Source organism: Mycolicibacterium chubuense (genome assembly GCF_001044255.1).
In the GTDB taxonomy this organism is placed as follows: domain Bacteria; phylum Actinomycetota; class Actinomycetes; order Mycobacteriales; family Mycobacteriaceae; genus Mycobacterium; species Mycobacterium chubuense.
Genome location: NZ_JYNX01000062.1, coordinates 38,924 through 54,114 on the forward strand (window position 1 = coordinate 38,924; position 15,191 = coordinate 54,114).

The 15,191-nt window shown below is 70.2% G+C and carries 17 protein-coding genes and 1 pseudogene; 7 read left to right on the forward strand and 11 right to left on the reverse strand.

From position 1 onward, the window contains the following. Positions 1 to 3: 3 nt before the first annotated feature. Complete coding sequence (locus tag MCHUDSM44219_RS23360; RefSeq protein ID WP_048420650.1) at positions 4 to 1,131, reverse strand: glycosyltransferase family 4 protein; 1,128 nt, start codon at positions 1,129 to 1,131, stop codon at positions 4 to 6. Between the two features lie 91 nt (positions 1,132 to 1,222). Between MCHUDSM44219_RS23360 and MCHUDSM44219_RS23365 the strand changes: the two genes are divergently transcribed. Continuing rightward, a complete protein-coding gene (locus MCHUDSM44219_RS23365; RefSeq protein WP_048420651.1) occupies positions 1,223 to 1,912 on the forward strand; it encodes a DsbA family protein in 690 nt (229 codons plus the stop codon). Here the strand turns inward: MCHUDSM44219_RS23365 and MCHUDSM44219_RS23370 are convergent. The 8 genes and pseudogenes from MCHUDSM44219_RS23370 to MCHUDSM44219_RS31775 all read right to left on the reverse strand — a co-directional run. Further along, positions 1,894 to 2,421: a DUF3592 domain-containing protein gene (locus tag MCHUDSM44219_RS23370; protein ID WP_048420652.1), complete on the reverse strand. Its 528-nt coding sequence runs from the start codon at positions 2,419 to 2,421 to the stop codon at positions 1,894 to 1,896. The genes MCHUDSM44219_RS23365 and MCHUDSM44219_RS23370 overlap by 19 nt on opposite strands. Next, the gene (gene menD, locus MCHUDSM44219_RS23375; protein ID WP_172506315.1) at positions 2,418 to 4,046 is read right to left on the reverse strand and encodes a 2-succinyl-5-enolpyruvyl-6-hydroxy-3-cyclohexene-1-carboxylic-acid synthase; all 1,629 of its coding nucleotides are present in this window, start codon (positions 4,044 to 4,046) and stop codon (positions 2,418 to 2,420) included. The genes MCHUDSM44219_RS23370 and menD overlap by 4 nt, the downstream gene beginning before the upstream one ends. Before the next feature lie 2 nt (positions 4,047 to 4,048). Further along, positions 4,049 to 4,831 carry an alpha/beta fold hydrolase gene (locus MCHUDSM44219_RS23380; RefSeq protein WP_048420654.1) on the reverse strand — a complete coding sequence of 261 codons (783 nt, stop codon included), beginning with the start codon at positions 4,829 to 4,831 and terminating at the stop codon, positions 4,049 to 4,051. An 84-nt stretch (positions 4,832 to 4,915) separates the two neighbouring features. Beyond that, positions 4,916 to 5,632 (reverse strand): DJ-1/PfpI family protein, encoded by a 717-nt coding sequence (locus MCHUDSM44219_RS23385; protein ID WP_048420655.1) that lies wholly within the window; start codon positions 5,630 to 5,632, stop codon positions 4,916 to 4,918. Positions 5,633 to 5,645: 13 nt separating this feature from the next. Continuing rightward, on the reverse strand, positions 5,646 to 6,608 hold the full coding sequence (locus MCHUDSM44219_RS23390; RefSeq protein WP_048420698.1) for a GlxA family transcriptional regulator: 963 nt from the start codon (positions 6,606 to 6,608) through the stop codon (positions 5,646 to 5,648). Between the two features lie 53 nt (positions 6,609 to 6,661). After that, the gene (locus tag MCHUDSM44219_RS23395; RefSeq protein ID WP_082162359.1) at positions 6,662 to 7,627 is read right to left on the reverse strand and encodes an o-succinylbenzoate synthase; all 966 of its coding nucleotides are present in this window, start codon (positions 7,625 to 7,627) and stop codon (positions 6,662 to 6,664) included. After that, on the reverse strand, positions 7,624 to 7,797 hold the full coding sequence (locus MCHUDSM44219_RS31310; protein WP_236695569.1) for a hypothetical protein: 174 nt from the start codon (positions 7,795 to 7,797) through the stop codon (positions 7,624 to 7,626). The genes MCHUDSM44219_RS23395 and MCHUDSM44219_RS31310 overlap by 4 nt, the downstream gene beginning before the upstream one ends. Before the next feature lie 51 nt (positions 7,798 to 7,848). Next, a pseudogene (locus MCHUDSM44219_RS31775) lies at positions 7,849 to 7,893 on the reverse strand (hypothetical protein); the annotation flags it as partial. On the opposite strand from MCHUDSM44219_RS31775, the gene MCHUDSM44219_RS30075 reads away from it, so the two are divergent. The 4 genes from MCHUDSM44219_RS30075 (at position 7,874) to MCHUDSM44219_RS23415 (ending at position 10,423) form a co-directional block, all read left to right on the forward strand. Further along, the gene (locus MCHUDSM44219_RS30075; protein ID WP_157868783.1) at positions 7,874 to 8,041 is read left to right on the forward strand and encodes a hypothetical protein; all 168 of its coding nucleotides are present in this window, start codon (positions 7,874 to 7,876) and stop codon (positions 8,039 to 8,041) included. The pseudogene MCHUDSM44219_RS31775 and the gene MCHUDSM44219_RS30075 sit on opposite strands and share 20 nt — an antisense overlap. A 76-nt stretch (positions 8,042 to 8,117) precedes the next feature. Then, positions 8,118 to 8,471 (forward strand): YciI family protein, encoded by a 354-nt coding sequence (locus MCHUDSM44219_RS23405; RefSeq protein WP_048420657.1) that lies wholly within the window; start codon positions 8,118 to 8,120, stop codon positions 8,469 to 8,471. Then, positions 8,468 to 9,691, forward strand: coding sequence for an RNA polymerase sigma factor (locus tag MCHUDSM44219_RS23410; RefSeq protein ID WP_048420658.1), 1,224 nt, complete (start codon positions 8,468 to 8,470; stop codon positions 9,689 to 9,691). Before MCHUDSM44219_RS23405 ends, MCHUDSM44219_RS23410 begins: the two co-directional genes overlap by 4 nt. Before the next feature lie 111 nt (positions 9,692 to 9,802). Next, positions 9,803 to 10,423, forward strand: coding sequence for an SOUL family heme-binding protein (locus MCHUDSM44219_RS23415; protein WP_048420659.1), 621 nt, complete (start codon positions 9,803 to 9,805; stop codon positions 10,421 to 10,423). On the opposite strand, the gene MCHUDSM44219_RS23420 is transcribed toward MCHUDSM44219_RS23415, so the two are convergent. Further along, positions 10,420 to 11,982: a long-chain-fatty-acid--CoA ligase gene (locus MCHUDSM44219_RS23420; protein ID WP_048420660.1), complete on the reverse strand. Its 1,563-nt coding sequence runs from the start codon at positions 11,980 to 11,982 to the stop codon at positions 10,420 to 10,422. The two genes, MCHUDSM44219_RS23415 and MCHUDSM44219_RS23420, sit on opposite strands and share 4 nt — an antisense overlap. A 153-nt stretch (positions 11,983 to 12,135) precedes the next feature. Between MCHUDSM44219_RS23420 and MCHUDSM44219_RS23425 the strand changes: the two genes are divergently transcribed. Next, positions 12,136 to 12,555, forward strand: coding sequence for a YciI family protein (locus MCHUDSM44219_RS23425; protein WP_048420661.1), 420 nt, complete (start codon positions 12,136 to 12,138; stop codon positions 12,553 to 12,555). Between the two features lie 54 nt (positions 12,556 to 12,609). Here the strand turns inward: MCHUDSM44219_RS23425 and MCHUDSM44219_RS30550 are convergent, their stop codons facing one another. Further along, on the reverse strand, positions 12,610 to 13,386 hold the full coding sequence (locus MCHUDSM44219_RS30550; RefSeq protein WP_048420662.1) for a CAP domain-containing protein: 777 nt from the start codon (positions 13,384 to 13,386) through the stop codon (positions 12,610 to 12,612). Positions 13,387 to 13,561: 175 nt separating this feature from the next. Here MCHUDSM44219_RS30550 and fadD8 point away from each other — a divergent pair, with 175 nt between their 5' ends. Next, complete coding sequence (fadD8, locus tag MCHUDSM44219_RS23435) at positions 13,562 to 15,163, forward strand: fatty-acid--CoA ligase FadD8 (protein WP_048420663.1); 1,602 nt, start codon at positions 13,562 to 13,564, stop codon at positions 15,161 to 15,163. Positions 15,164 to 15,191 lie beyond the last annotated feature (28 nt).

The window sequence follows — 15,191 nt, forward strand, 5'->3', positions numbered from 1 at the left end:
AAGTTACGCGGCGCGCGCTCCGCGCCTGCCTGCCACATCGTCGTAGTGGCCGAGCAGTTCGTCGCAGATCACCGGCCAGGTGCGGCCCACCACACTGCGCCGCGCCGCCACCGCGTAACGCCGCCGCTCGGCGACGAGGTGGTGCACCGACGCCGACAACCGCTCGGTGAACTCGGGCACAGGCAACAACAGCCCGGTGCGGTACGGGGCGACCAGGTCACGCGGGCCGCCGGCATCGGGCGCGATGACCGGCACACCGGAGGCCATCGCCTCCTGCACCGCCTGGCAGAACGTCTCGTGCTCGCCGGGATGGACGAACACGTCCATGCTGGCGTACGCCGCCGCGAGATCGGCGCCGTACAGCGCGCCGGTGAAGACGGCACCCGGCAGCGCCGCCTCCAGCTTCGGCCGGTCGACCCCATCCCCCACGACGACGACCTGCACGTCGTCCCGCGCGGCCAGCACCGCAAGCCGTTCCACGTGCTTCTCCGGGGCCAGCCGACCGACGAACCCGACGACGGGCTTACCATGCGGCGACCACGACCGGTGCAGGCGCTCGTCGCGCGCAGAGGGAGCGAAGCCGGTGACGTCCACTCCGCGCGCCCACTTGTGTACGCGCGGAATGCCATGGCTGACAAGGTCGTCCATCGCCGCCGTGGACGGCGCCAGGGTGCGGTCGGCCTTGCTGTGCAGGCGTCGGGTCCATGTCCACGCGGCGCGCGACATGACGCCGACGCCGTAGCTCTGGGCGAACCCGGCAATGTCGGTTTGGAACACCGCGACGGTCGGCACCCCGAGATGACGCGCGGCGTGCACCCCGCCCCAGCCCAGCAGGGCGGGAGAGGCCAGATGCACGACATCGGGGTCGAAGCCGCGCAACACCCCCACCATCCGCGGCCGCGGGACGCCCAGCGGCAGCGAGGTCACCTTGGGGAACATCATCGACGGCACCCGGTGCACCCGGATCCCGTCGTGCACCTTGTCGGCCGCGGGCTGGCCGCGCGGCGTGTCCGGGGCGATCACGAGCACCTCGTGCCCGGTGCGACGGAGATGCTCCATCACCCGAAGCACCGAGTTGGTGACGCCGTTGACATTCGGGAGGAACGATTCTGCGACGATGGCGACGCGCACACGATGACGGTGACATCGCCACCTGTCCCGGAGGTTGCCGACAGGGATATGTCGCACGAACTGCGGGTTCTGCGGCGTTATTCTTCGGGACATGCGCAGAACGCGGACGGTGCTCGCTGTCGCGGCGATCGGGCTGATGCTCGGCGTCGGCGGCTGCTCGAAGGACGTCACCGGCACCGCCCGGCCCGATCCCGCCACCGCGCCGCTGGCCCTGTCCGACGACGGGTTCGGCATCGTCGCCGGCTACGACGACGCCCCGGGGCACATCGAGATCTTCACCGAGCCGCAGTGCACCCACTGCCACGAGCTGCAGCAGCAGTTCGGGGACCAGATCGCGTACTACGTGACCGTGGGCGGTCTTCAGGTCACCTACCGTCCCCTGACGTTCCTCGACCAGGACACTGAGAGCGGCTATTCGGCGACGGTGGCGAACGCGATGTTCGTCGCCGCCGAGCCGACCGGAGACGCGACCACCACCGGCACGCAGTTCCAACACTTCGTCGAAGAGCTGTGGGCGCAGCAGGATCCGGGCGGTCCGGCGTTCACCGGTGACGAGCTGCGCGACATCGCCCGGGGTGCAGGTCTACCAGAAGCAGTGGCCGACAACGTGTCCCGCGATCAAGAGGCGGTCGACGTCGCGGCGATGGAGGAGGCGAACTTCAGCCTGCTCTACGACGTCGACCCGGTCAGCACCGGAACCCCGACGGTCGTCGACCTGAAGACCGGCGAGAAGATCGACCTGTCCGACGACACCTGGCTCGATCAGCTCGTCGCGTCCTGAGGAACCGCCCCGGAATCGATGCGGCGCTGCACCAAGGCGGTGACACCCAGGGCGGCCCCGGCCACCAGCCAGCCGACCACCGCGATCGATGCCGCGGGGATGATCGCCAGCGACGCGTCACGGTCCTGCACCCGCACCAGATCCGGGTTGTTGACGTCGTATTCGACGTAGATGCGCATACCGTTCTCCAATTCGGAGGGGTACAGCACACCGAGCTCGGGCCGGTAGGTCACCCGGTCGGGCGTGACGAACTCGATCGTCGACCGCCGCGGTCCCGCGTCGAGCACGGTGGCCTCCGCCACACCCATGTGGCGCTCGATCTGGCGGTCGTTGCGCCACGCGCCGACCATCAGCAGCACCGACTGCAGGGTCACCAGACAGGCCGCCACCACGATGCCGATCCTGATCCTGCGCAGGACCCGGCCGCGCCGCGTCTCCCCCGGCTCCCCGTAGAGATGCGGAATAACGAACTGCCACAACGCCTTCAGCCGCGCGAGCAGTGCGCTCACAGCACCGCCTTGATCGACGCGTGCAGCGCCCGCAGCGACGACCGGTCGGCTTTGACCTCGAGCACCCGCATCCCGTCGTGCGGTTCCTCGAGCGCCGCGGGCAGCTCGGCAGCCTCGATCTGCCGGCTCTCCACGTGGTAGGCGCGGCACAGCGCACCGACGTCGACGTCGTGCGGGGTGCCGAAGATGCGGGAGGACACGTCGGTGAACCGCGGATCGCCCTGTTCGAGCAGTTCGAAGATGCCGCCGCCGTTGTCGTTGGACACCACGATGGTCAGGTCGGCGGGCATCGGCTCCGTCGGCCCGACCAGCAGGCCCGAGCTGTCGTGCACGAACGTCAGATCCCCGATCAGCGCGATCGTGCGGCCCCGGTGCGCCAGCGCCGCCCCGATCGCCGTCGACACCGTGCCGTCGATGCCGGCCACGCCGCGGTTGGAGCGCACCTTGACCTCGGCGGTGTTGAAGCCCACCAGCGCGATGTCGCGCACCGGGTTCGAGGCGCCGAGCACCAGCTGGTCACCGGGTCGGACCGCGTCGGCCACCGCCGCGGCGACGTGCAGCCCCGTGGTCAGTGGGTGGGCGGCCAGCTGACCGCGCACCGCCTCGCAGGCGTGCCGGTGGGCCTCGGCGCAACGATCGAGCCAGTCCGGCGCCGGCGCGCCGGAGGTGACCGCCCGCGTGCCCGTCGCCTGCGAATTGCCCGACACGTCCGGCCAGCGCGGGCCCGTCGTCAGCGCGTACACCGGGATCGACGGATCGGCCAGCAGCGCCGACACCGGGCGGTGCAGCGTCGGACGGCCCAGCATGATCACCTGTTTGGGCCGAATCAGGTTGAGCGCCAACGGATGCAGCGGAGTACGCGCGTAGGGCGCCGTCGGCTCGGCGACGGTGGGCAGATGCGCGAGATTCGGATGCACGCCCGCGCCGTGCCCGGCGATGACGACGGTGTCGGGCGTCAGATCGATGTCGAGCGGCTGATCGAAGGTGACCGGCGGGGTGATCGTCCACGGCCGGCCGTCGGGGCGACCCTCCGGCGCGTACGCGGCGCCCGGCTCGTCGACCGGGGGCACCAGCGGCTCGCGCAGCGGGATGTCGAACTGCACCGGCCCGGCGTTGGCGGAGCGAGCGCCCGTCGCGGCGACCACCACCCGGCACGTCGCCGACCGCCACTGTGCGTTGAGGGATGCCATCTTCTCGGGGGCGTCCTCCGCGAGACCGAGGCTGATGTTGGCGCGCATCTGGGTGCCGAAGTAGCCGAGCTGCTCGAAGGTCTGGTTGGCGCCGGTGCCGAGCAGCTCATAGGGCCGGTTCGCCGACAGCACGATCAACGGCACGCGGGCGTAGTTGGCCTCCACCACCGCGGGCCCCAGGTTGGCCACCGCGGTGCCCGACGTCATCGCCACGCACACCGGCGCACCTTCGGCGACCGCCAGGCCGATGGCCAGGAAGCCGGCCGTGCGTTCGTCGATGCGCACATGCAGGCGCAGCCGGCCGGCGCGGTCGGCGTCGTGCAGCGCGAAGGCGAGGGGGGCGTTGCGCGAGCCGGGGCACAGCACGACGTCGCGGACGCCGCCGCGCACCAGTTCGTCGACGACCACCCGGGCCTGCGCCGTCGAGGGGTTCACCACTACAGCGTATCGGCGAAGAAATTGAGGATCGCGGTGTTGACCACCTGCGGCTTCTCGATGAAGCCGAGGTGGCCGGTGCCCGGAATCTCGAGGAACGTCGCGTTGGGCATCGCGTTGGCGACCTCGCGGCCGAGGTAGGAGGGCAGCACGACGTCATCGGCGAACCCGATCACCAGAGCCGGGGTCTGCACGTTCTGATAGGCGGCCAGCCGGCTGCTCTGCGGCGCGATCGACAACTGCGTGCGCATGCCGGGCGTCGGCTTCTGCGGCCACATCGTGAACATGTCGATCCAGTCGCGGATGGCATTGTCGTCGTTCAGGGTCTTCGGCGAAAAGCTCTCCAGCAGGCGCACTTTCGCCTCGAACTCAACGGGGAGTTCGATCCCGGAGTCGGCCAGCGCCTGCTCACCCTTCCAGAAGAAATCGCGGGTGCGGTCGTGGCGGCCGCGGGTGGCCATCAGCACTGCCGAGCGCACCAGTTCGGGGCGGGCGACCATCAGCTCCTGGGCGATGTAGGAGCCCATCGACAGCGCGACGATCCGCACCGGAGCGAGACCGAGCTGCTCGATGATGTCCACGACGTCACCGACCATGGTCTCGGTGGTGAAGCCGTCGGCGTTCTCGGTCGCGCCGACCCCGCGGTTGTCGAACGTCACACATCGGTAGCCCGCGCGGGCGAAGACGGGCACCTGATGCAGATGCCAGGTGCGACCGGCGCCCCCGCGACCAGCGATGAAGAGCACCGGATCGCCGGTGCCGCGGTCGTCGTAGGCCAAATTCACCCCGACGAGGCTACTGGAGTCCGTCCAGACTGCGTCCACGGTGGCGATTCGCCCGAAAATGCCGCCCTGGGCGCAGTCTCGGCGTCAGCGGCGACCGCGGCGAACGCGCGCGAGCGCCGCGTCCCACATCAGGCCGCCGGCCGCCGCGAGCGAGGCGGGTTTGGCCAGGTCGCGGGCCATCAGCGCGGTGGCGGCGGCCTTGGTCGACGCCGACGCCTTCGACATGTGCCCGGAATCGAACGGCGGCTGTGGGTCGTACTCCATCGACAGCTGGATGGCCTTGGCCTTGGCCTCTCCGCCGATGCGGCCGGCCAGCCACAGCCCGAGGTCGATCCCCGCCGACACCCCTGCACAGGTGACGAGGTGGTCGTCGGCCGGCACGATGCGCTCGTCGCCGACCGGCACCGCCCCGAACGTCCGCAGCACCGGCAGCGCCGCCCAGTGCGATGTCGCCCGCTTGCCGTCGAGCAGACCCGCGGCGGCCAGGATCACCGACCCCGAGCACACCGACGCGGTCCACGTCGACGTCGCGTGCGCGCGCCGTACCCAGTCGAGCACTGTTTTGTCGCGGGCGTGCTCGAGCGTGGTCATCCCCCCGGGGATCAGCACGATGTCCGGCGACGGGGTCTCGTCGAAACTGTGCGTGGCCCCGACGAGCAGCACCTGGGAGTCCGCGGCGATGGGACCCGGCTGGTGCCAGACGAAACGGACCTCGGTCTCGGGCAGCCAACGCAAGCACTCGTACGGGCCGATGAAGTCCAGGGCGGTGAACCCGGGATAGAGCACGATCGCGACCTGCATGGCCGATCTCCTTTCAGGCGAACGTCTTTCGATACCGGTCGGGCGAAACGCCGAGACGGCGGACGAAGTTGCGGCGCAGCGTCTCCGAGGAGCCGAACCCGCAGCGCGCGGCGATGACGGCGACGGGGTCGTCGGTCTCCTCGAGCTGACGGCGGGCCGCCTCGACGCGCACGCGCTCGACGTAGGCGCCGGGCGCCTCGCCGACCTCCTCGGTGAACACCCGGGTGAAGTGCCGCGGGCTCATCGCGGCGCGGCGCGCCAGCTCGGCGATGCTGTGAGCGCCGCCGGGTGCGGCCTCGATGGCCTCCTGCACGTCGCGGATCGGGGTGCGCCGCGCGCGCGGCATCCACACCGGCGCGGCGAACTGCGTCTGCCCGCCCGGCCTGCGCAGATACATCACCAGGTAGCGGGCTACCGTCTGCGCGGCCTCGGTGCCGAGGTCGTCCTCGACGAGTGCGAGCGCCAGATCGATTCCGGCGGTGACGCCCGCGGCCGTCCACACCTTCGACGAGCTGCGGACGAAGATCGGATCCGGGTCGACGGTGACCGCGGGGAACTCCGAGGCCAGCTGCGGCGCGAACGCCCAGTGCGTGGTGGCGACGCAGCCGTCGAGCAGGCCGGCCTGCGCGGCCAGCACCGCGCCGGTGCAGACGCTGACCACGCGGCGGGCGTGCGGGGCCACGGCGGCGATCCAGTCGATCAGGTCGGGGTCCTTGCGCGCAGTCTCGGTGCCGTAGCCGCCGGGCAGCACGACGGTGTCGACCGGCCCGCCAGGATCGGGCAGTGGGTCGGCGACGAGCGTCAGCCCGGTGCCGGTGCTGACCGGCGCGCCGTGTGCCGAGACGACGCGGACGTCGTAGCCGTCGGCGTGGTGGGCGTGCGCGTACAGCGTCGCCCCCGTGAACACCTCGAACGGGCCCACCATGTCGAGCGCCTGGACTCCTTCGAAGCCGAGGATCAGCACCCGTTGCGCCATGTCCTCAGTGTCAGCGACCACCGCGATGGCGTCCAGGCCATGCACCCCACAGATCAGGACACGAGTGGGTGGCACTCCCGGACGCGCTCGATCCACCACTGCCGGCGTGCGGGCGGTGCCGCCAACGCCGCGATCCGGGCCGGGTCGGGGGCCGCCGCGGCCGCGGGCAGGAAGCCGTCGACCGGCACCAACGGGCCGGCGACGTCCTCGACGAACAAGCCGCCGGTGCCGAGCCCGCAGGCGTGCCTCAGCTCGGGCAGGCATCCCGCGGCGACGAGTCCGGCGCCGATGCCGACCGCCGAGTCCAGCGCACTCGACACCACCACCGGGATGTCGATCTGCGCGGCGATCGCCAGCATCGCGCGCACCCCGCCCAGCGGCGCCACCTTGAGCACCGCGACGTCGGCCGCACCCGAGCGCACCACATGTAGCGGGTCATCGGCCTTGCGGATGCTCTCGTCGGCGGCGACCGGGACGTCGACGCGGCGGCGCACCTCCGCCAGTTCGGGCACCGTCGCGCACGGCTGCTCGAGGTACTCCAGCGGCCCGTCGGCGGTGAGTGCCGCGGCCGCGGTCACGGCGTCCTCGACGCTCCAGCCGCCGTTGGCGTCGACCCGCACCGTCGGGACGAGGGCGCGGACGGCGTTGACGCGCGCGACGTCATCGGCCAGCGACTGCCCGGCTTCGGCCACCTTCACCTTGGCGGTGCGCGCGCCGGGGAACCGGGCGAGCACCTCGGGGACCTGCGCGGCCGGCACGGCGGGGACGGTCGCATTGATCGGGACCCGGTCGCGCAGTGTCGACGGCATCGGCTGGTACGCGGCCTCGAGACCCGCGGCGAGCCAGTGCGCGGCCTCGGCGGGTCCGTACTCGACGAAGGCCCCGAACTCGCCCCAGCCGGCCGGGCCGTCGATCAGCGCCACCTCCCGCGTGGTGATCCCGCGGAAGCGCACCCGCATCGGCAGGGCGACGACGTGCAGGCGGTCGAGGATGTCGGCGAGGTCCATCGCTCCGATCATCCGGCAGCCGACGGTTGCGCCTGCGCGAACGCGGCCGTGATCCGGCCGAGCCCCCGCACCAGCGCGCGGCGGTCACGTTCGCTGAGAGCGGCGCCGGCCGCGGCGACAGCCTGGCCAAGGGGCCGGTAGATCTCGGCGAGTGCGCGCCACGTCGGATCGCGCAGGGCCACGAGCACACTGCGCCGATCCCGCTCGGCGGCGCGGCGCTCGACCAGGCCTGCAGCTTCGAGCCGATCGACGAGTGCGGTGACGGATCCGCGCGACAGACCGAGGTATTCGGCCAGCGAGGCCGCACCACTGCCGCCGGGCCTGCGTCACCTGGTCGAGGCTGCCATGAGCCGCCGGGTGCGCTCCCTGCACGTCAAGGACCTCGACCAGCTCAAGGCGCACGTGGAATCACGCGCCGCGCACTGATGTCCTTTTCCGTGCGTCCCGTTCGTCTTCCTGTTGTGATCCCAACAGTGGGATCACCCCAACAAAGGAGAACACGATGCCTCAGTACGCCGCCATCAACTACGCCGCCGACGTCGACTGGACGGCGCCCGAGCACGCCGCCGAGATGGCGGAGTACGGCGAGTTCGGCGCAACGCACGGCGCGTCGATCCGTGGTGGCGCCGCGCTGTACCCGACCTCCACTGCGACCACGGTGCGGGTTCGCGGCGCCCGCGGCGGAGAGGTCGTGCTCAGCGACGGCCCGTACGCCGAGACCAAGGAGGCGCTGACCGGCTTCTACCTCATCGAAGCCGCCGACCTCGACGAGGCCCTGCGCATCGCCGCGGACATCCCCGCAGCCTGGGGTGGTGGGGCGGTGGAGGTCCGTCCGGTCATCGACTTCGGCGGGTGACCTCAGTCGATCAGCAGGTCGCCGAGACGATCCGGGCCGAGGGTGCGCGCATCCTGGCCACCCTGGTCCGGATCGTCGGCGATCTGCACATCGCCGAGGACGCGGTCCAGGAGGCCGCGATGCGGGCGCTGCGGCAGTGGCCGGTCACCGGCATTCCCGACTCACCGCGGGCATGGCTGACCGTCACCGCCCGACGCGCCGCCATCGACGTCCTGCGCCGCGAAGGCTCCCGGACCACGAAGGAACGTGCCGCCATGGACCTGCGTGTCGACGAGGACCCTCCCGAGCCGGTGGTCCACGACGACCTGCTGCGGCTCATCTTCACCTGCGCCCACCCCGCGCTGTCGCTCGACGCTCAGGTGACCCTCGCGCTGCGGGTGCTGTGTGGGCTGTCGACGGCGCAGATCGCCTCGGTGCTACTGAGCTCCGAGGCCGCCGTGGCCAAGCGGCTGACCCGCACGCGCGCCAAGATCGCTCGCGCCGGTATCCCCTACCAGGTGCCGTCGGCCGCCGAACTTCCCCAGCGGCTCGCCGCGGTCTGCGCGGTCGTGTACACGCTGTACACCAGCGCCCACACCGCGACGTCGGGTCCGGACCTCAGCGACGTGGACGGCTGCCGGGAGGCGATCCGGCTCGCCCGGCTCGTGCTCGACCTGATGCCCGACGAGGGCGCGCCGATGTCGGTGCTGGCGCTGCTGTTGCTGACCGAGGCCCGCCGCGGCGCGCGCACCGACCCAGAGGGTCGTCCGATCGTGCTGGCCGAGCAGGACCGCCAGGCCTGGGACCGGGCCTCGATCGCCGAGGGGTGCCGTCTGCTCGACGCATCGCTGCGCCGCTCCGATGGAATCGCCGACCCCTATCAGTTGCAGGCCGCCATCGCCGCCGAGCATGCCCGCGCCGCGACCTACCGCGACACCGACTGGGCGGAGATCGTCCGGCTCTACACGCTGCTGGTCGACGTGCAACCGACCTCGGCCGGCCGACTGGCGCGCGCGGTCGCCGTCGCCGAACACGCGGGACCGGCCGCCGGCCTGGCTGCGTTGGCCGAGCTGGAGCCCGACCACCGCTGGCACGCCGTGCGTGCGGAGATCCTGGCCCGGGACGGGCGCCACCGCGAGGCCATCGACGCGATGACGGCTTCGCTGGCCGGGCCCGTCAGCGAGGCGGAGGCCGCGCACCGGCGATCGCTGATCGCGCAGTGGGCCCAGCCTGCGCCGTGATGGCGTTCGGGGTGCGCTGCCGCCACCCATCCGGAGACGTCATGGCGACGAAGAAAGGTTGCGTCGAGCTCGGTGCGGGTAGCCGCCCGAGGTGAGAAGGAGGATGAGCCCGTGGTCAATCGCATCGTCAAGTTCGCCGGCCAGCTCGGGGAGTCCGCGCTGTCGATCGTTGGTGTGCGGACCGTCGAGGAGCCCCACTACATCAAGCGCCCGCTGACCGACACCGTCGAGATCCGGCAGTACGGCTCGCGGATCGCCGCCGAGACCACCGTCAGCGGTGACAAGCAGAAAGCCCTCAACACCGGGTTCCGTCGGCTCGCGGGTTACATCTTCGGCGGCAACCACCGCGACACCGAGATCGCGATGACTGCGCCGGTGAGCCAGCAGTCCGCCAAGGAGGAGATCGCGATGACCGCGCCCGTCTCCCAGACGGGCAGCGCCGAGGACGGCTGGACGGTGCGGTTCTTCATGCCGTCGAAGTGGTCGATGGAGACCCTGCCCGAACCCGACGACGAGAACGTCCGGCTGGTGACCGTGCCGCCCCAGACCGTCGCGGTGCTGAAGTTCACCGGTGACCGCAGTGCGGCCGCGATCGCCAGGCGTGGCGAAGAGCTGCGCACGACGTTGCGCGACAAGGGCATCGAGCCCGTCGGTGAGACGACCGCGTGGTTCTACGATCCGCCGTGGACGCTGCCGTTCCGCCGCCGCAACGAGGTCGCCGTCGGCATCTAGACCGTCGCGCGGTCCCGGCCGTCCCAATGCGGTTTGCGCAGTTCCTTTTTCAGGACCTTGCCGGTGGGGTTACGGGGTAGCTCGTCGGTGATGTCGACGGACTTGGGGCACTTGTAGGCGGCCAACCGCTCGCGTGCGAACGCGATCAGGTCCTTCTCCGAGACCTCCGATTCGACCACGACGACCGCTTTGACGACCTCGCCCCACTTGTCGTCGGGCACACCGATCACCGCGACCTCGACCACCGCCTCGTGCTCGGCGAGCACCCGCTCGACCTCGATCGAGTAGATGTTCTCTCCGCCGGAGATGATCATGTCCTTGAGCCGGTCCTCGACGAAGATGTAGCCGCCGTCGTCGACGCGGCCGATGTCACCGGTGCGGAACCAGCCGTCCTCGGTGATCGCCTCGGCGGTGGCCTCCGGCTTGTTGTGGTAGCCCTTCATCAACTGCGGTGTCTTGAACCACAATTCGCCCTGCTCACCGGTGGGCACGTCCTCGAGGGTGTCGGGGTCGACGACCCGCACCTCGGCGTTGGGGACCAGCGTGCCCGCGCTCGAGAGCCGCTCCTCGCGGCCGGGATCGCGGTGCGCCTCGGGCAGTAGATGGCTGATCACACCGCACACCTCGGTGAGCCCGTAGGCCTGGATGAAGTCGGTGTCCGGCCACGCCTGCAACGCCTGCCGCAGCAGGGGCAGCGGCATGGGCGACGCCCCGTAGGCGTAGGTCTTCAGCGCGGCGAACAGCTTGACCGCGTCCTCGCCCGACTCGAGCACCTTGGCCAGCACCGCCGGCACCAGGAAGGTGCGGTTGGCGCCCTTGAGGATCGCCCCCGCCAGCGCCGCGCCGTCGACGTCACGGGTCATCACGCTCGGGAAGCCGTCGTGAATGCCGAACTGCACGTAGGACGAACCGCCGACGTGGAACAGCGGCATCGACACCATGTTCTTGTCGCCCTCGTCGAACTCGAAGCCCTCGTGGGCGTTCACGGTGTGGGCGATGATGTTGGCCTGCGTGAGCTCGACACCCTTGGGCCGGCCGGTGGTGCCCGACGAGTACATGATGATCGCCACGTCGCCCGGTTCCACGTCCTCGGAACGCTGCACCGGCGTCGACGCGGCGAGAATCTGTTCGTACTCGTCATCGCCTTCCGGTGTCACGGCGATGACGTGCTCGATGTTGGTCAGCTTGTCGCGGATCCGGTCGATCGAGGACATGAACTCCGCGCCCACGATCAGCACCTTGGCGCCGGAGTCGTTGAGCACGTAGTCGAGTTCGTCGGCGGCCAGCCGGAAGTTGATGATCGCGGTGGCGGCGCCCAGCGACGCGGCGGCGATCGTCGTCTCGACACACGCGGGATGGTTCTTGTCGAGAAACGCCACCACATCCCCGCGCCCGACGCCGCGTTCGGTCAGCGCCCCGGCCAGCCGTCGGATCCGGTCGTCCCACTGCGCCCAGGTCCAGTTGCGGTCGAAATAGTCCATCGCCTCGGCGTCGGGGGTGGTGGCCGCCCAGTGGGCGACTCGTTCGTCGAGGAAGCGGGGTTCGGGCAGATCGGCCATGGTCGACAAGCGTGCCACGCCCACGCGTGCCCCGAGGCGAAACTTTTCTTCCCGCTCGTGTCGATTTGCGCCCGCGCCGATCGACGAGTGGGTGAAGGGCATCCTGAACAAGACCTGACGAGCCCTTCCCACCGAGAAAGAAGGAGAGAGACCATGACCCGCTACATGCTGATCCTGCGGTCCACCCCCGAGGCCGAGAAGGCCATGGAGAACGTCGACTTCAACGAGGTCATCGCCGCGATGGGCCGCTACAACGAGGAGCTCCTCAAAGCCGGGGTGCTGCTCGCAGGAGAAGGCCTGGCAGGGCCCGAGGAGGGTTTCGTCGTGAACTTCGACGCCGAGACGCCGGTGATCACCGACGGCCCGTACACCGAGGCCAAGGAACTGTTCAACGGCTTCTGGATCCTCGGAGTGTCGTCGATCGAGGAAGCCAAGCAGTGGGCGTTGAAGTGCCCGCTGGGCCACGGCGCGCGGCTCGAGGTGCGGCGCATCACCGAGACCGAAGAGTTCCCGCAGGACAACGAGTGGGTGCAGAAGGAGATGCAGTGGAAGAAGGAGGGCTACCCGGGCTGAGCCCCCAGCGCCCCGGCATGGCGGCCCGTGCGGACCGCCATGCCGGCGCGGCGGTCAGACGTCCTGTTCGACGTGGCCGAATTCGACGTTCTTGCCGTTGAAGTCGCCCTTGCAGGACACCGTCACGTGGTAGGTCGACAGCGGCGGCGGCGGGAGCACCGGGAAGCTGGTGCTGCCGTTCGGGCCGATCGAGAACGTCTTGTTGACCCCCGGCAGCACCGGGTTCGTCGCGACGTAGGTGCACGTGCCGGCCAGCGCCGAGGTGTTGGTGATGTTCACCGTCCAGCTGGTCAACCCCCGGTCGAACGCCAACCGGATCGCGTCGGTGGGAGCGACGGGGTCGGGCTTCGGGGGGTCCGGCACAGCGACGGGTGCGGGCGCCGGGTTGGCGGCCGGTGCCGGGGCCGCCTCGACCGGCTTCGCCGGGGCGCCCAGCACGATCGTCACCACGTCGACCTCCCGATCCTCGTGCCGGACGAAGCCGACACCGAAGTCGGTGAAGTCGCAGTTGGTGATCACCCCGCCCGCACCGCGCGAATACGCGCTGGTCGTCGCCGCGGCCTGCGGATCACCGGACCCGAGGAACGCGAGCGTCCGCCCGTTGTATCCGGCGGGCTGTCCGTCGACCGGGTTCTCGGAGCGCGCATAGGTCTGAGCAGCGCCCTCGAGGACGCCTCTGTCGTACTTCAGCGCCGGGCAGCGCGCCGGACGGTCCTTGTTGACGGTGTTGATGATCGCGTCCAGCGGGTCGGCGTGCGCGACGGGCATCGCTGCGAGCGAGCCGGCGAATGCGGTGGCCAGGGCCAGCGAAACGGCAGTTCGGGTGGTCATCAGAAGTTCTCCCCTCGGTGTCGGCCGGCGCTCTGCCTGCCGTCGAGGAAAGTGTTTCGGCTGCAGTATTTGCGATCGCGCGTAGTCGACTACGCGACTTAAGCGGCCCCCGCCGTCGTCGCCCCGGGTACCGGGCCTGGTGACTAAAATTGGAACACGTTCTAGTCTGTAGCGCATGAGTGATCTGCTGCGGCATCCCCTGCACTCCGGCCACCTGACCGTCGGCGCGCTGAAGCGCCACCGGGACCGGCCCGTGCTGTTCCTCGGCGACACCACGCTCACCGGCGGTGAGCTGGCCGATCGCATCAGCCAGTACATCCAGGCCTTCGAGGCGCTGGGGGCCGGCACCGGCGCCGCTGTCGGACTGCTGTCGCTGAACCGGCCCGAGGTGCTGATGATCATCGGCGCCGGCCAGACCCAGGGCTACCGCCGGACGGCACTACACCCTCTGGGATCGCTGGACGACCACGCCTACGTGCTCGCCGACGCCGAGGTGACCTCGCTGATCATCGACCCCAACCCGATGTTCGTCGAGCGGGCGCTGGGTCTGCTGGACAAGGTGCCGTCGCTCAAGCAGATCCTGACCATCGGTCCGGTTCCTGCCGAGCTGGCCGACGTCACCGCCGTCGATCTCAGTGCCGAAGCCGCGAAGTACACGCCCCAACCGCTGGTGGCGGCCGATCTGCCGCCCGATCACATCGGCGGGCTGACGTACACCGGCGGAACCACCGGCAAGCCCAAGGGTGTGATGGGCACGACGCAGTCGATCACCACGATGACGACGGTGCAGCTGGCCGAATGGGAGTGGCCGGAGAACCCGCGCTTCCTGATGTGCACGCCGCTGTCGCATGCGGGCGCCGCGTTCTTCACACCGGTCATCGTCAAGGGCGGCGAGCTGATCGTGCTGACCAAGTTCGACCCGGCCGAGGTGCTGCGGGTGATCGAGGAGCAGAAGATCACCGCGACGATGCTGGTGCCGTCGATGATCTACGCGCTGATGGACCACCCCGACTCGCACACCCGCGACCTGTCGTCGCTGGAGACCGTCTACTACGGGGCCTCGGCGATGAACCCGGTGCGCCTGAAGGAGGCGATCCGGCGGTTCGGACCGATCTTCGCGCAGTACTACGGCCAGTCCGAGGCGCCGATGGTGATCACCTACCTGGCCAAGAAGGATCACGACGAGAAGCGGCTGACGTCATGCGGACGGCCCACGTTGTTCGCGCGGGTGGCGCTGCTGGGGGACGACGGCCAACCGGTGCCTCAGGGCGAGGTGGGAGAGATCTGCGTCTCCGGCCCGCTGCTGTCGGGCGGGTACTGGAAGCTGCCGGACGCCACCGCCGACACCTTTCGGGACGGGTGGATGCACACCGGGGACCTCGCCCGGGAAGACTCCGACGGCTTCTACTACATCGTCGACCGCACCAAGGACATGATCGTCACCGGTGGCTTCAACGTGTTCCCGCGTGAGGTGGAAGACGTTGTGGCCGAACACCCCTCGGTCGCACAGGTGTGCGTGATCGGTACGCCCGACGAGAAGTGGGGCGAGGCGGTGACGGCCGTGGTGGTGCTGCGACCCGATGCGGCGACCGACGAGGCCGCGGTCGATGCGATGGTCACGGAGATCCAGGTGGCGGTCAAGGAGCGCAAGGGCTCGGTGCATGCGCCGAAGCAGGTGATCGTCGTCGACTCCGTGCCGGTGACCGCGCTGGGTAAGCCGGACAAGAAGGCGGTGCGGGCGCAGTTCTGGGAGGGCGCGGGGCGTTCAGTCGGCTGACGATGCGGCGAGGGACGAGCCGAGGAGG

Bases quoted from the DNA above. Each gene is read 5' to 3' on its own strand.
- MCHUDSM44219_RS30550 (WP_048420662.1), bottom strand. From the start codon at position 13,386: ATGACCACCCGAACTGCCGTTTCGCTGGCCCTGGCCACCGCATTCGCC.
- MCHUDSM44219_RS23390 (WP_048420698.1), bottom strand. From the start codon at position 6,608: ATGGCGCAACGGGTGCTGATCCTCGGCTTCGAAGGAGTCCAGGCGCTC.
- MCHUDSM44219_RS23395 (WP_082162359.1), bottom strand. From the start codon at position 7,627: ATGATCGGAGCGATGGACCTCGCCGACATCCTCGACCGCCTGCACGTC.
- MCHUDSM44219_RS23425 (WP_048420661.1), top strand. From the start codon at position 12,136: ATGACCCGCTACATGCTGATCCTGCGGTCCACCCCCGAGGCCGAGAAG.
- fadD8 (WP_048420663.1), top strand. From the start codon at position 13,562: ATGAGTGATCTGCTGCGGCATCCCCTGCACTCCGGCCACCTGACCGTC.
- MCHUDSM44219_RS23405 (WP_048420657.1), top strand. From the start codon at position 8,118: ATGCCTCAGTACGCCGCCATCAACTACGCCGCCGACGTCGACTGGACG.
- MCHUDSM44219_RS23420 (WP_048420660.1), bottom strand. From the start codon at position 11,982: ATGGCCGATCTGCCCGAACCCCGCTTCCTCGACGAACGAGTCGCCCAC.
- MCHUDSM44219_RS23385 (WP_048420655.1), bottom strand. From the start codon at position 5,632: ATGCAGGTCGCGATCGTGCTCTATCCCGGGTTCACCGCCCTGGACTTC.
- MCHUDSM44219_RS23365 (WP_048420651.1), top strand. From the start codon at position 1,223: ATGCGCAGAACGCGGACGGTGCTCGCTGTCGCGGCGATCGGGCTGATG.